Origin of the sequence: Caballeronia mineralivorans PML1(12), assembly GCF_001028175.1 — a bacterium.
In the GTDB taxonomy this organism is placed as follows: Bacteria; Pseudomonadota; Gammaproteobacteria; order Burkholderiales; family Burkholderiaceae; genus Caballeronia; species Caballeronia mineralivorans.
Map to the genome: position 1 here is coordinate 1 of NZ_AEJF01000189.1, position 15,259 is coordinate 15,259.

The following is a 15,259-nucleotide window of genomic DNA, read 5'->3' on the forward strand; positions in this document are numbered from 1 at the left end:
CCGCTCGCGCGCCGCGTCGGCCTCGCGCTGGCTCCATGCGTGCCAGCCGGTCTTCTCACCGGTGACCGGGACCATCGCGATGCAATCGACCGGGCAGGGCGGCACGCACAGGTCGCAGCCGGTGCAAAGCCCGGGGATGATCGTATGCATCTGCTTTGCCGCGCCGACAATGGCATCCACCGGACACGCCTGCATACACAGCGTGCAGCCGATACACAGGTTTTCATCGATGATCGCCAGCGGGCGCGGCCGTTCGACGCCGTTGTCCGGATTGAGCGGGATCACGGGCTTGCCGAGCAAGCTGGCCAGGCGCACCACGCCTTCCTGTCCGCCCGGCGGACACTGGTTGTAGTTTGCCTCGCCTGCCGCAATCGCCTCGGCATACGGCCGGCAAGCGGGATAGCCGCATTTGGTGCATTGCGTCTGGGGCAGCCGGTCTTCAATCTGGTCGGCAAGAGTCTTGGGGGAAGTTGCAGTCACTACAGTCACATTAACGGCTTGGGGAAGGCGGCACGGGCGGGCTCACAAGTTGGCGCGAACGTGTGCAATGCGAACGGTCCGTGCATCGGGCGCTGGCCGAGCGCGTGGGGTACATATGAGGGCAAACGCGAGCATACGCGACACACCCGGCGGGCCAGACAAAACAGACGATTAGCCATTGGCGCAACGTGTTCGATCCACATCCGGCGACGGCACGTGGGGACATGTCGAACGCTCAGGTTTGCGCTCGTTTTTGACGTCATGTTGAGCGTTTCCAACCGTTGCACGGGAAGCGGCATTATCGCCGAATTTCAAGCTGTTCCCAATCATTCCCAATTGCCAACATGCCAACGATGTGCACATAATCAAATCGCTTTCGATTGACTGCAGGACGGTATCCCCCAATCACGTTGGCGCAACCGATCCATCGCATGCTTCCTAAGGACACGGGAACGCGTGACGCTATCCCAAAAACGCGGTTTGTCGATCACAAAGCCACCATGAACCAGCCAAAAATCAAAAGAGATCCTGAGGGTACACGTCGCCGAATCCTGCTTGCCGCCGCAGAGGAATTTGCTGCGGGCGGCTTGTTTGGCGCGCGTGTCGACCAAATCGCCCGCCGCGCCGAAACCAACGAGCGAATGCTGTACTACTACTTCGGCAGCAAGGAGCAGTTGTTCACGGCCGTGCTGGAGCACGCGTTTGCGGCACTCACCGAGGCCGAAAAGACGCTCGACCTGGATGGCATTGCACCCGTGGAAGCTATGACGCAACTGGCGCATTTCATCTGGGATTACTATCGTGAGCACCCCGAACTCTTGCGTCTCATCAATAACGAGAATCTGCACGAAGCCCGCTACATAAAGGGTTCCACGCGCATTCGCGAGTTGATTTCACCGGTGGTCGCTACGCTCGCGAGGATTCTCGAGCGTGGTCAGCATGCCGGATTATTTCGCAATAACGTCGACCCGCTGCGCTTTTACGTGACCTTGTCGGGTCTTGGGTATTACATCGTATCGAATCGATTTACGCTCGAAGCCACGTTCGGACTCGACTTCAGCCGCGACGCCGAACGCGATGAAATCATCAAGATGAATACGGAATTGCTGCTCGCCTATTTGTTGCGGCGCTGACGCATCGGCTCCCTCGCCGCAGAGGGTGCCCACCAATGAAAACACGCCACGTTAAATAAAAACGCGCGGCGTGTTTTGTCGTGCCAATTAATTTCAGATGGCTAACTAAATCAAGCTGGTACAGCTTCCTTCTTCGGCGCTTTGTCGTGCGTGAGAATGAATTCACGCAGTTGCGGATACACCATCGTGCGCCAGCGGCGTCCCGAGAAAATACCGTAGTGGCCGGCCTTCTCCGCCAGGTAGTGGCGTTTGTTCTTGGCCGGAATGCCGGTGCACAGGTCGTGCGCCGCTCGCGTCTGGCCGCTGCCGGAAATGTCGTCGAGTTCGCCTTCAATGGTCAGCAGCGCCGTGTTCTTGATGTCTTGCGGGCGCACCAGTTCACCGTTCACGTCCCACGTGCCTTCGGCCAGGCGAAATTCCTGGAATACGACACGGATGGTGTCAAGGTAGTAGTCGGCGTCCATGTCGAGCACGGCGTTGTATTCGTCGTAGAAGCGGCGATGCTGCTCCGCATCTTCGTCGTCGCCACGCATCAGGTTCTGATAGAAGTCCCAATGTGCGGTCACGTGACGCTCGGGGTTCATTGCCACGAAGCCGGCGTGCTGAAGAAAGCCCGGATATACCTTGCGGCCTACGCCGGGATAGTTCGCCGGCACCGTGTAGATCACGTTGTTCTCGAACCATTCGTATGAATGTTCGCTCGCGAGCGAGTTCACCGAGGTCGGAGTGCGGCGCGCATCGATCGGGCCGCCCATCATGGTCATGGTGCGCGGCGTGTCTTCACCGCGGCTGGCCATCAGCGAGATCGCGGCGAGCACCGGCACGGTCGGCTGGCATACCGAGATCACATGCAGGTCCTTCGCGCCGATGTGACGGATGAACTCCTGGATGTATTCAACGTAGTCGTCGAGATGGAACGAGCCGTCTTCGAGCGGCACCATGCGCGCGTCGAGCCAGTCGGTCAGGTAGACCTTGTGGTCGTGCAGCAACGTCTTCACCGTATCGCGCAACAGGGTGGAATGGTGGCCCGAAAGCGGAGCGCAGACCAGCACGATAGGTTCGGTCTTGAGTTCGGTGACGGTAGCGCTGTCATCCGAGAAACGCTTGAAGCGGATCAGCCGGCAGAAGGGCTTTTCCAGCACGATCTGCTCGACGATAGGAATGGCATGACCGTTCTTCTCGATCTGATGCAGTTCGAACTCGGGTTTCTCGTAGTCCTTGCCCAGGCGATACAACAATTCGTAGCCGGCCGAGAGCCGGGTGGAACCGGGCACATACGCGAGGGGGCTGGAAGGATTGGTGAACGACTTCGATGCCGCTTCCGCCCATGCCGTAAGGGGGCTCAACATGGCCCGCTGAAATTCGTGGAATTGATAGAGCATGTCTGACCTGTGTAAAACCGGCAGCGCCCGTGTCGGTGAGCGTGTCCGGCGGTTGGCCTCTGTCGGCGGTGGCGTCATGCCGGGGTCAGTCTTTCGCTGGGTCCCGGCTCGGCGTGCAGTTCGTCGATTGCACCGCGTTGCTGGTGCTGGCAGTTATTCGTTGTTGCTTATTTGCTCACCGGGGGGCGTGGGGAATGGGGGATCAGGGACCGGGCAAGAGCCGGCGCTGCGCCTTCTGCACTGAACATGGAACAGCACATGAAACACACGCCGGTTAAGCCTTGACTCAAAACCGCGATTCGCCGAACGACCGGTCGGGAAGCCTCGTTGATCATAGCCAAGAATGCGCTTTTGTGCAACGCAACATGCGTGCTCTATACCGCTATTCGGCGTCAAATTTGCTGCAAATTCGTTAATTACCGTTAATCATTCTAAAAATATTACGATTTGCTTTCTTTTGCGTGCGTCGCGTCCGAGGGTTTGTCCTGACGCGGCGCAGGTTGCCCCGTCGCCTTCGCCATACCCTGTTCGTGGCGCATCAGGTTCATGCCGGTATGCACAAGCGCGACATGCGAGAACGCTTGCGGGAAGTTACCGACCTGACGTTTCGCGACCGTGTCATATTCCTCGGCAAGCAGGCCGACGTCGTTGGCCAGACCGAGCAAACGTTCGAACATCGCATAGGCTTCTTCGAGGCGGCCTTGCAGCGCGAGATTGTCGACCAGCCAGAAGCTGCAGGCCAGAAACGTGCCTTCCCCGGGCGGCAGGCCGTCTGCTACTTCCGTTGTGTGATAACGCTTCACCAGCCCGTCATGCGTGAGATCGCGCTCGATGGTGTGCACCGTTGCAATCACACGTGGATCTTCCGGTGGCAGAAAGCCCAGCAGTGGAATCAGCAGCAGGCTGGCATCGAGATCGTCGCCACCGTAAGTCTGGACGAACGAATTCATCGATGCATTCCAGCTCTTCTCGCACACGTCCGCGTGAATGGTGGCGCGCATGTTGCGCCAGTGGTCGAGCGGACCTTCCAGGCTGAACATTTCCGCCGATCTGATCGCGCGGTCGTAGGCCACCCACGCCATGACCTTCGAAAATGTGAATTGCTGACGCCCGCCGCGCGTTTCCCAGATGCCTTCGTCGGCTTCCTGCCAGACAGTGTCGAGATGATTGAGCATGGCGCGCTGGATCGCCCATACGGTGTCATCGGCTTGCAGGCCGCCCACGCGCGCGAGATGCAGCGCGTTCATCACTTCGCCGTAGACATCGAGTTGTAGCTGGTTGACCGCGCCGTTGCCTATGCGTACCGGCTTCGAATTTTCATAACCCGGCAGCCAGTCGACTTCCCATTCCGGCAAGCGCCGCTCGCCCGCGATGCCGTACATGATCTGCACCTGATCCGGCGACCCGGCCATCACGCGGCCCAGCCAGGCTCGCCACGCGCGCGCTTCGTCGTAATAGCCGCTGCGCATCAGCGCGAGCAGGGTGATGGTGGCGTCGCGTAGCCAGCAGTATCGGTAATCCCAGTTGCGCGTACCGCCTAATTGCTCCGGCAACGACGTGGTCGGAGCCGCAACGATGCCACCCGTCGGCTCATAGGCCAGCGCCTTGAGCGTGATCAGCGAGCGGCGGATGGCCGGACCCCAGCGGCCGTCCAGATTGCTGCGCCCCGACCATTCCAGCCAGAAGTTTTCGGTGCGTGCAAATTGCGTATGGGGATCGAGCGCGGGAGGCAGGCGCAAGTGCGATTGCGAATACACAAGCGAAAAGGGCACACGCTCACCTTCGGACACGGTGAATTCGCCGACCGTGCGCATGTTCTCGCCGGTGAGTTCGATGGGCGTGCGCATCACGCACAGATCGGGACCGGCGATCGCGCGAATGCCGCTGTCGTCGGGAAGACGGCTGACCCAGGGAATGGACGAACCGTAATCGAAGCGCAGCACCAGTTCCATCTTCATCTTCACGGTGCCGCGCCGGCCGACCACGATCCGCACGAGGTCGGACACACCGTCGCGCACTGGCATGAAGTCGATGAGCGAAACCCGGCCTTCGGGCGTTTCGAAGTCTGTTTCCAGGATCAGCGTATCGCCGCGATACCGCCGCGTGATCACAGGCGGCTCGGCGCCGTCGGGCAGGTCGGGGGTGATCAGCCAGCGGCCGTTTTCAGGCGTGCCCAGCAGCGCGGCGAAACACGCGCCGGAATCGAAGCGCGGCCAGCACAGCCAGTCTATCGAGCCCTCTTTTGAAATCAGGGCGGCGGTGTGGCCATCGCCAACCAGGGCGTAATCCTCAATTAGTGCGGGCATAGGCTTGGGCGTTTGATCTCGATGCGGCCGCAGTTCACGCGCCGCGTGGTTGTTGGGGGCCAGGCTGTTCCAGTCCTTCGAGCCGTCGATTATGAAGCGCATTCGCGATTCGCGCCGTCATGTATGTCCCGATCCAAGGCTCCGACCCTAAGTTCAACCTAAGTTCAACCCATGACGCTGAGCCAAAGCCGCCTTGCGTGAACAACAAGCGCGTAAAGGTTGAAAAAACAAGGTTGAAAAAACGTGTGACAAATGTTTAGAATGAAACTTCGCGCCTGACGGTTTCGCCGGAAGTGGTCGCACGGGTTCACATCACCGGACCCGCTAATGCACGTCACGCGCTCCATGCTTGCTTAACGTTTTCGAGGACATCGAAAGTGAAAGCCATGCTGAATCCGTCAAGAGCCGATTGCATTGCCATCCTGTCGGCTGCGAGCCGTATCGCCGATCAAACCACGCTCCTGGATCTCAATTACAAGAATCTCGGTCTGTCCCGCAACGGGATGGAAACCGCGGCGTCGTTCCTCATTGAACGCGACTGCTTCATGCGGCATCGCGAGATCGATGGGCATACCGCCGTCGGCAGCTTGTCGCTGCAGGGCCGCATGCGGCTCGACCAGCTCGCCAACAACTGATTGCGCTGCAACACGCCAGCCTTCATTCGACTTCAGAACATTCGTGGAACGCGGGGTCTCAGATCCCGCGTTCGGCATTTGCTCGCCCCTTGGAACCTCACTCCCATAACAGCGTCATATAGGGCGCGTCACCTATGGCCGCGGCCGTCAGAAGTGCGTCGTGCTGAGGCCGAACACGCCGATCAGTCCAATGATGATCAGGTAAATCGCAACGATGAAGTTGAGCAGGCGCGGCACGATCAGGATCAGAATGCCGGCTATCAGCGCGACCAGCGGTCCGAGGCTCAGATGGATATTCATGGCGACTCCTTGTTGATTTTTTGACGGGAATTGGGTTGCATCATGCGTCGAAGCAGTGACCGGTGACAATCGGGTTCTTTCCACGTCTCACAAAACCTGAAACAAGCCGTAATAACGAACGATCAGGAGGTTGTATGCATTTGGCGGATTTCACTCGTTTCACGCGTCTTGCTTCTGCGCTCCGTGTCCGGGGCTTCGCTCCCACGCAAACAGCGTGCCGCGCCGCTGGACCGGTGCGTTTGCATCAGTTCGGGCAGCGTCGAATTCTATTGAGAGGTTTCGCGGCGAGCCTCGCCGCGGTGTTGTCGCTCACTGCCGCCCAAGCCTTCGCGCAAAGTGCCGGCACTGCGTCCAACAGCAGCGTGTTCGACTTGCTGGTAGGCACGTACACCGGCAGTGGCAAGAGCGAGGGCATCTATGTGTATCGATTCGATGCGGGCACCGGTGCGACCACGCGGCTTGCGTCGGCACAGGCGGTGAATCCGTCGTATCTCGTGGTGAGCAAGGATCGGCAGCACGTCTACGCCGTCAACGAGTTGCCGGGCGACAACGGCCCCGCCACGCAGCGCGGCGGCATCAGCGCATTCCGCTTCGATCCACAGAGCGGACAACTCACCTTCGTGAACCGCGTCTCCTCCGATGGCAACGATCCCGCGTATCTCGCGATATCGCCGGATGGGCGTTACCTGCTGAGCGCCAACTACTCGGTGGCGTCGAATCCAGGTGGCAGCTTTGCCGTGTTTCCGCTGGACGGCGAGCGCGTGGGACCGTCGGTGCTCACCGTGCATCACGACGGCAGCGGTCCCGTGAAAGGGCGCCAGGACAATTCGCACGTGCACTCCACCGTGTTTTCGCCTGACGGCCGCTATCTGTTCGCTCAGGACCTGGGCGCGGACAAGCTGTATTCGTATCGATACACGCCCGACGGCAGCCGCGGTTTATTCGGGCCGACCGAGTCGCGTTATACGCTCGTGAAACCCGGTTCCGGGCCGCGTCATCTGATCTTCGATCAAGCCGGCAAACACGCCTACCTGACGACGGAAATGAATGCATCGGTAACGATGTACGACTATGACGACGGCAAGCTCACGCTTAAACAAACCCTGCCCATGACCACGCCCGGTTTCAAGGGCAAGATTGGCGGCGGCGCGATCCATCTGTCGCCGGATGGCCACTTTCTCTACGCCACCAATCGTGGCGATGCGAACGAAATCGTGCGCTATGCCGTCAACGCGTCTGATGGTCATCTCAAGCTGCTCGGCCGGACATCCACGCTCGGCAAGACGCCGCGCGAATTTGCCATCGATCCGACTGGACACTGGTTGATCGTCGGCAATCAGGATAGCGACAGCGTCTACTTCTTCCGGCGCAATGTGGACACCGGCGAACTCGCGTCGGATCCGAAGCGCCTGGAGATCGGTTCGCCGGTTGATTTCAAATTCGTTTCGCCATCCTGAAGATTATTTTTAACTGCGTCGCGGGGCGATGGAGTGTCGCGACCCGCGGCGCAGTTTCGTCAGTAACGTGGTGATGGGTTTAATCAGTAAGGCCCGGGTTCGTCCCGGTATAGAAGGAATTCAACGTTGAACATTACGTCAGCATCCAGCAGGGAATCCGGCCATGTTGCCGGGAGTGCACTACAAGACGCGCCCACACCGCCGGGTTTCATCTGCGCGTTCCGGTTTGCCGGCGCGCAGGCGTTGCGGTTGTCCTGGGACGAAGCCCGTCGCGAGATTGTGGGCGAAGGTCCCACGTGGCTGCATCTAAGCGCAAACGACGACACCGTCGAAAGCTGGCTCACCGGCGTGACCGCGATGCCCGACGTCGCCCGCGAATTCCTTAACGGCGAGGACAAACGGCCGCGCGTGCACATGGGCGCGACGTTCATGTACGGCGTGGTCGCGGATCTGGAGCGCGTCGCGGACACGCCGGATGCCGATCCGAACGCCCAGGCCACGCGCCGGGCGACGGGCGCGCTGCGTTTTTACGTCGATAAAAGCCGCATGATCACGGTGCGCGCGCAGCCGCTGCAATCCACCGACCGGCTGCGTCATGCCGTGCTCGAAGGCGCGATGTTCCGCGATACCGTCGATCTTTTCGCCGGCCTGATTCGCGCGTTGAACGAGACGTTTGCGGATCGTATCGATGAAATCGGCGACCGGCTCGACGACGTGGAGGAGGGTGTGCTCGACGGTCGTCATTCGAACTGGCGCGCCGAGCTGGGTTCGGTGCGGCGGCGCCTGGTGGAGGTCAAGCGGTTTGTCGATCCGGAGCGCAACGCGCTCACGCAACTGGTGCTGCGGCGGCTGGAATGGGCGGAACCGCGATCGATGGAAACGCTGATTCAGGCGATTCAGGTGCTCAATGGACTGGGCGCCGGACTCGAGGCGCAATATGAACGCGCGAAGCTGCTGCAAGACGAGATAGCGGCGCTGCTCTCAGAGGACATCAACCGCAAGCTGCTGTGGCTCGCGATCCTGTCCGCGTTGCTGATGCCCGCGACGCTCGTGTCCGGTATCTTCGGCATGAACGTGGCCGGACTGCCCGGCACGCACGAGCGCTATTCGTTTGTGATCGTGATAGGCGTGATGGGTGTTTGCGCGGCCTTCACGCTGTATTTGCTGCGGCGGTTGCGGTTGTGGTGAGTTGAGATGAAGTGCTCATGCGGCGACTACACTGCACCGCCGCTTGAGCATTGATCAAACAATCGCCCGCCAACGGCTTATTCCGCCGGCCCCGGTGCGAGCACTTCGCGGTTCCCGTTCGTGCCCATCGGCGAGACCAGGCCGGCTGTTTCCATCTGCTCGACCAGCCGTGCCGCGCGGTTGTAGCCAATACGTAATTGCCGCTGCACCGACGAAATCGATGCCCGGCGCGTGCGCAACACGAACGATACGGCTTCGTCGTAGAGCGGATCGGCTTCGGCATCCGGTGTGTCGCCGAACAGGTCCGGCGTGCCACCTTCGGGCGTCGGTCCCGACAAGATCCCTTCCTCGTATTCCGGCTCGCCAAATTGCTTCAGATATTCCACGACGCTGTGGACTTCCTCGTCGGCGACAAACGCGCCATGCACACGTTGCGGATAACCCGTACCGGGCGGCAGGAACAACATATCGCCGGCGCCGAGCAATGATTCCGCGCCCATCTGGTCGAGGATCGTGCGCGAATCGATCTTCGATGACACCTGGAACGCCACACGCGTCGGAATGTTCGCCTTGATCAAGCCGGTGATCACATCCACCGACGGCCGCTGCGTCGCGAGAATCAGGTGAATGCCGGCGGCGCGCGCCTTCTGCGCAAGCCGTGCGATCAACTGCTCGATCTGCTTGCCGGCGACCATCATCAGGTCGGCGAGCTCGTCGATCACGACGACGATCATCGGTAGCTTGGCGAGCGGTTCGGGCGCGTCGGGCGTGAGTGAAAACGGGTTCGTCAGCTTCTTGCCGGCTGCATCCGCATTGCGCACTTTCTGGTTGAAGCCCTGCAGATTGCGCACGCCTACCGCCGACATCAGCTTGTAGCGCTTTTCCATCTCCCCGACGCACCAGTTCAGCGCGTTAGCGGCGAGTTTCATGTCGGTCACGACCGGCGCGAGCAGATGCGGAATGCCTTCATACACCGACAGTTCCAGCATCTTCGGATCGATCATGATCAGGCGCACGTCTTCTGGTTTCGCCTTGAAAAGCAGCGAGAGGATCATCGCGTTGATGGCCACCGATTTGCCCGAACCCGTCGTGCCCGCGACCAGCATGTGCGGCGCGCGAGCGAGGTCGGTCACGACCGGATTGCCGACAATGTCCTTGCCCATCGCAATGGTCAGGAACGACTTCGAGTCGCGATAGACATCGGCTTCCAGGATTTCGGAGAGCCGGATCATTTGCCGCTTGGCGTTCGGCAATTCGAGCCCCATGCAGGTCTTGCCGGGAATCGTTTCGACCACACGGATGGACGTCAGCCCGAGCCCGCGCGAGAGGTCCTTCATCAAGCCGACGATCTGGCTGCCGCGCACGCCAAGCGCCGGTTCGACTTCAAAGCGCGTAATGACGGGTCCCGCCGATGCACCGACTACCGTGACCGGTACTTTGAATTCCTGCAGCCGCTGTTCGATCAACTGGCCCGTTTCCGCGAGATGTTGTTCCGAGACGGGTTCGACTTCGTCGGACGCGGGTTCGAGGAGATCGAGACCGGGGAGATCGACGGCTGACGCTGCTGGCGCGTGGAACTCGAATTCGGTCGCGATGAAACCGCGTACCGGTGGACGGGAATCGGGTTGGGGTGGTGATGCTTCAGGCGCGGGGGTTTCAAGTGCCGCCGCCGCGCGCGGGAAGTGGACGACGTTCGAGGGGTGGTCGTCGGTCGGGTCTTGTTCTGCTTCGGTTTCCGGCTCCGACTCCCGTTCCCGTTCTGCTGTCTGGTCGATGGGGGCCTGCGTGGCGTATCTGTTCGGGATCGCGGCTATGGGGGGGAGCAGGCCTTCCCGGTCGACGTCGACGTCAGTTCCGTTCGGCGTGGCGTTCGTATCGATAATGCTAAACGGTGGCACAGGCGGACGTGCGGCACTTGCTCCGTCCTGCCATGGCGGCGTCTGGACCGGATTGACGGGCGAGGGTGCAGAGTTTTCCGATATCGGCGATGACGGTGCCGTCGGGGCGATGTCTCGCGTCGTCGGCACGGCATGCGTTTGCGCGGCACGGATCGCCCACTGCGGGAGATCGCTGGGATGAGCCGGGGTTGACGTTGGCGTGGGCGGTGAGCTTGGCGCGTTCGTCGCCGTGGTGTCCGGGGCCGCCGGATGGGGCAGGGCGGCGCTGTCGTCGATGCCTGCTGTGCCTGTGTTTGCCCTCGTATCGAGCGGCGTCGGCTCGCGCCCGATGGTCTGGGCGCCCGTGGTGAACGTGTAGCCGTCGCGCAGCGACGCACTCGACGAGTACGTGCCCGCGACACTCGATGCCGTCATCGGCGCAACACCTTCCGTCGATCCCGGCGGCTGGTCGGGTTCGGTCGCGGATGGGGCAACTATTGGCGATACCGGATTGACCGGGGGCGTTACGGCAAACGGTTGTTGATGGGTATCGACCGAAGCGCTCAAGGCACCCGCTGCATTCAACGGCGCTGCGTCGCGCTCGCTGTTTGCATCGCCTGAATCAGGCTCTGCTCCCGCGTTCCGCGCCGCATCGATACCGCCCGCGCGTGCGGTCCATTGCGCGGCGTTTTGCTCGATGGAGCGCAGCGTCTCCTTGATACGTTCAGGAGCTGGCGGCGGACCGGCGGGTTCGGTGGGAACAGCCGCCGACGATGCTGTCGCCGCAAAAAAAGAGTCGCTCGAAACGATGGGAGGAAAAGACGCGCCGCGGGCCGGGGTGGTCGATGTAGTGCGCGAAGCGGCCTGCGAAACGCTAGAAGAACCCGATGCACGGACAGCACCCGGCGCGCTTCCGTTAAGCGACGAACGCGATACTTCTGGTCGACGCGCCGCGCCGGCATCGGCGGAACGATCGATCCCACGTGTTGCCGCCGTCCGAGCGCTATTCGACGACGCCGTACCCGCCGCACTCGGGGTACGCGCGGCACCCGCCAACCCGGCAGCGGGCGCATTCCCGCTCGCTGCCGGTTCCCGAGTTCCCGACGACGCGCCCGTCTTCAGCCAGCCAGCCGGCGCGACAGGTTCGAGCGGCTCCCTTGCTCCCACTCCACGACCATTGTGCGAAGCCGCCGGTCGTGCGTCGGGGAAACGATCGGAATAACTATCCTTGCCGCTACCCGGTTCAAGATTATTCGGCTGTACCGGCAACACAGGTTCGATCGGACGCGCTGCCTCAGGGCCACGCATCGGCCGCTCGGCTTCGCTGCGCCGGGCCGGTTGCGGCCGCCAGACGGTCGGCCGCTGATAGCGTCCACCCTGACGCTGCGTTGCCGTCGGCAGGCCAAGCGCCGGAGCATCGTGCGAGGTTCTGCCCGAAGGCGTAACGCCGCTCGCGCCTCCCGTCCTGAAGCCGCCAAGGCCGGCGCTGGCACCTCGCGTCTCCGCTTTATCGCGCGATGCTGGCCGACCACGCGATGGCTTCTCCCGGACGGTGCGTTCCCGTACCGCGAGCCACTCCGGCTTCAGGCCCAGGCCGAACGCGCCGTTTGCCCAGCTCAGGATTTCGCGCCACTGGAACCCGCAGAGCCACGGCAAGCTGATCAGGAAAACGACGGCCGCGCCGCCACCCACACTCAGCGCGCCCGCCGTGCTGATTACCCCGGCGTGTCCGCCCAAGCCGGTGAGCAACGCGTGGCCGAGATGGTCGACATCGGCGGCGAATGCAAACGAATGAAACAGCGCGGCTTCGAGCGTGCAGCTCGCAAGGAGCACGCAGAAGAAACCGAGCCAAAGCCGGATCGTGCCGGGGCCGCGCAGGCCGCCGCCGTTCGGCAGAACGGACTTGACGATGCGCCATAGAAGGGGAATGAACCAGACGGCCGAAGCACCGAACCAGCCGAAAACTACCGTGTGCATGCAAGGAACCAGGAATGATGTAAGCGATGTGAGCAGCGAACCCAGGCTCAGACAAAGATGAATCGATACCGCCGAGTTTAACCGCCATGAACGCGGCGATGGAGGGCAGCAGTCAAGCGATCAGTCAATCGGTCAGGGGCGACAATGTGTGTATCGAGCCGATGCGGGCCGGGTCAGCCGGGCGTTGAAGATTTCGTTTCGAAGGTGAACGGCCAACGCTAAACGCCGATGCGCAATACCCGCACGCAAACCGTTCATCAAACCTCGAAACGGTTGGTCGAACCCAACGATCACCCCGACCGCCCCTAAACCCGCACCTCGCACCCCGCCCCAAAAAACGTCAACCCTCCAAACCAACCTTCATCGACCTCAAGGCTGCGCGCGTTGTGTGAACGTCATTACATCGCCGTTCTGGAGCGTGATCTGCAATTGTCGCGGCGGTTGCATTTGCACGCCGGTTTTCGCGATATCAGCCAGGCCCTGCAAGAACGGTTGTTCGAGCGTGCTTCCCGGTCCCGGTGCGCACGCCATTCGCGTGCTCGCGAGTGGCCCGAACGAGAGCTTGCCGCCGCTCAGATCGTAGGTGCCCGTGAAACGGTTGCATCCGGAAAAGCCATTCGTTTTACGCTGGCCGCCTTGCGTCGAAAAATTCAGGGTGATCGGTTCGCCGTCAGCGCCCGGAGTCACGCCCGGATTTGCCGGAACCGGACGCGTCTTGCCGTCGGCGTTGGCCCAACTGGCGAGTTGCCATTGCGTGTCGTCGAGAAGCTGGGTCGCGGCGGGGTTGTACGGATCGGTCGGCGGCGCGGCGCTGTCCGGGTGCGTCGGCATCGCGCAACCAGCGAGCACGCTGCCGAAAGCAATCGTCATGATCGAAACCATGGCGGCAAATGACGGCCTGGAACGCGGGAACGCAGCATGGACCCGGCTGCGCGCCGAAACACGCGCAGGTTGAGAACGGGAAGGCTGCATCGACATGGAATTTCCTTAGGCTGGCAAAACCGTAAGGGTATCGCACTCGTCCTAAGATTGACCAAGGCAGATTGCGGCAGGGACGTTGCAACATGTAAAGAAAAGTTAACCGCGCCGACGGTTCGACAACGCGCAAACGGCCCCGCGCATGTCCGTGCACGAGTCGACGGGCGACCTCGCCGTCATGCCCGGCGTTCCAGCCGGCGCCCGGAAAACCCTCGCCGATCATCTCCGGTCAAAGGTCCGCGTGTTAACATCGCGGGCTTATCAGGCCTCTTTTTCTGGAGCATCCATGCAGAGCGCGAAGTCCCCTGCGTCCGCCGTTTCTTCCCTTCAATCCGGCACGATCGGCACGCCGCTCACGCCCGGCGCGACGCGCGTCATGCTGCTCGGCGCGGGCGAACTCGGCAAGGAAGTGATCATCGCGTTGCAGCGGCTCGGCGTGGAGACGATCGCAGTCGACCGTTACGCCGATGCCCCCGGCCATCAGGTCGCGCACCGCTCGCACGTGATCGACATGACCGACGGCGCGGCGTTGCGCGCGTTGATCGAAGCCGAACGGCCGCATTTGATCGTGCCGGAGATCGAGGCCATAGCAACCGATACCCTTGCTGAAATCGAAGCTGAGCAGCTCGCCGTCGTGATCCCGACCGCGCGCGCAACGCAACTCACGATGAACCGCGAAGGCATCCGCCGCCTCGCCGCCGAAACGCTCGGTCTGCCGACGTCGCCTTATGCCTTCGCCGAGTCGCTGGACGAGATGACGGCCGCGATCGGCAAGATCGGTTTTCCGTGCGTGGTGAAGCCGGTGATGTCGTCCTCGGGCAAAGGGCAGTCGGTGCTTAAGGGCGCCGCCGATATCGAACCCGCCTGGCAGCACGCCATGGCCGGCGGGCGCGTCAATCACGGGCGTGTGATCGTGGAAGGGTTTATCGACTTCGAGTACGAGATCACGCAGCTCACCGTGCGCGCGATCAGCCCGGAAACGGGCGATTTGCAGACGTATTTCTGCGAGCCGATCGGCCACGTCCAGGTGGCGGGCGACTACGTGGAGTCGTGGCAGCCGCAAGCAATGAGCGCTGCGGCTTTGGCGAAATCACGCGATGTAGCGGCAAAAGTCACCACAGCGCTTGGCGGCCGCGGTTTGTTCGGCGTCGAGTTGTTCGTGCGTGGCGACGACGTCTGGTTTTCCGAAGTCAGCCCCCGGCCGCATGACACGGGTCTGGTCACGCTCGCCACGCAGCGCTTCTCCGAATTCGATCTGCACGCGCGCGCAATCCTCGGTCTTCCCGTCGATACGACTTTGCGCGCGCCGGGTGCATCGGCGGTGATTTACGGCGGACTGGACGAAGCGGGCGTCGCGTTCGAAGGCGTCGCCGACGCGCTCGCCGTCCCGGATTCAGACCTGCGCCTGTTCGGCAAACCGACAAGTTTTGCGAAGCGCCGCATGGGTGTCGCGCTCGCAACCGGACGCGATACAGACGAAGCGCGGGAACGCGCCAAACTGGCCGCGTCTAAGGTAAGACCCGTCTCGACTCGATGATGGCAACAC

General features: G+C 61.8%; 11 protein-coding genes. 5 read left to right on the forward strand and 6 right to left on the reverse strand.

Annotated elements, in window-relative coordinates; all coding sequences use genetic code 11:
* A partial coding sequence (rsxB, locus tag EOS_RS32420; RefSeq protein ID WP_152693205.1) for an electron transport complex subunit RsxB occupies positions 1-489 on the reverse strand: 489 nt, incomplete at its 3' end.
* 491 nt (positions 490-980) lie between these two features.
* On the opposite strand from rsxB, the gene EOS_RS32425 reads away from it, so the two are divergent.
* Positions 981-1,613: a TetR/AcrR family transcriptional regulator gene (locus EOS_RS32425; protein ID WP_047896312.1), complete on the forward strand. Its 633-nt coding sequence runs from the start codon at positions 981-983 to the stop codon at positions 1,611-1,613.
* 110 nt (positions 1,614-1,723) lie between these two features.
* On the opposite strand, the gene EOS_RS32430 is transcribed toward EOS_RS32425, so the two are convergent.
* Positions 1,724-2,995 (reverse strand): polyhydroxyalkanoate depolymerase, encoded by a 1,272-nt coding sequence (locus EOS_RS32430; RefSeq protein ID WP_047896300.1) that lies wholly within the window; start codon positions 2,993-2,995, stop codon positions 1,724-1,726.
* Between the two features lie 440 nt (positions 2,996-3,435).
* Entirely contained in the window at positions 3,436-5,301 is a 1,866-nt protein-coding gene (locus EOS_RS32435; RefSeq protein ID WP_047896313.1) for a glycoside hydrolase family 15 protein, read from the reverse strand.
* Positions 5,302-5,687: 386 nt separating this feature from the next.
* Here EOS_RS32435 and EOS_RS32440 point away from each other — a divergent pair, with 386 nt between their 5' ends.
* Positions 5,688-5,936 carry a hypothetical protein gene (locus EOS_RS32440; protein WP_047896301.1) on the forward strand — a complete coding sequence of 83 codons (249 nt, stop codon included), beginning with the start codon at positions 5,688-5,690 and terminating at the stop codon, positions 5,934-5,936.
* A gap of 147 nt (positions 5,937-6,083) precedes the next feature.
* Here EOS_RS32440 and EOS_RS44995 read toward each other — a convergent pair whose 3' ends face one another.
* Complete coding sequence (locus EOS_RS44995) at positions 6,084-6,236, reverse strand: DUF3096 domain-containing protein (RefSeq protein ID WP_075645423.1); 153 nt, start codon at positions 6,234-6,236, stop codon at positions 6,084-6,086.
* Between the two features lie 134 nt (positions 6,237-6,370).
* Between EOS_RS44995 and EOS_RS32445 the strand changes: the two genes are divergently transcribed.
* A complete protein-coding gene (locus EOS_RS32445) occupies positions 6,371-7,693 on the forward strand; it encodes a lactonase family protein (RefSeq protein WP_082163589.1) in 1,323 nt (440 codons plus the stop codon).
* 126 nt (positions 7,694-7,819) lie between these two features.
* The gene (locus tag EOS_RS32450; RefSeq protein WP_235443028.1) at positions 7,820-8,881 is read left to right on the forward strand and encodes a CorA family divalent cation transporter; all 1,062 of its coding nucleotides are present in this window, start codon (positions 7,820-7,822) and stop codon (positions 8,879-8,881) included.
* 77 nt (positions 8,882-8,958) lie between these two features.
* Here EOS_RS32450 and EOS_RS32455 read toward each other — a convergent pair whose 3' ends face one another.
* Both EOS_RS32455 and EOS_RS32460 read right to left on the reverse strand, forming a co-directional pair.
* Positions 8,959-12,735 carry an FtsK/SpoIIIE family DNA translocase gene (locus EOS_RS32455; RefSeq protein WP_047896302.1) on the reverse strand — a complete coding sequence of 1,259 codons (3,777 nt, stop codon included), beginning with the start codon at positions 12,733-12,735 and terminating at the stop codon, positions 8,959-8,961.
* A 369-nt stretch (positions 12,736-13,104) separates the two neighbouring features.
* Positions 13,105-13,605, reverse strand: coding sequence for an META domain-containing protein (locus tag EOS_RS32460; protein WP_235443029.1), 501 nt, complete (start codon positions 13,603-13,605; stop codon positions 13,105-13,107).
* Between the two features lie 394 nt (positions 13,606-13,999).
* On the opposite strand from EOS_RS32460, the gene purT reads away from it, so the two are divergent.
* Positions 14,000-15,250, forward strand: a complete 1,251-nt coding sequence (purT, locus tag EOS_RS32465; protein ID WP_047896303.1) for a formate-dependent phosphoribosylglycinamide formyltransferase — start codon at positions 14,000-14,002, stop codon at positions 15,248-15,250.
* Positions 15,251-15,259: the final 9 nt, after the last annotated feature.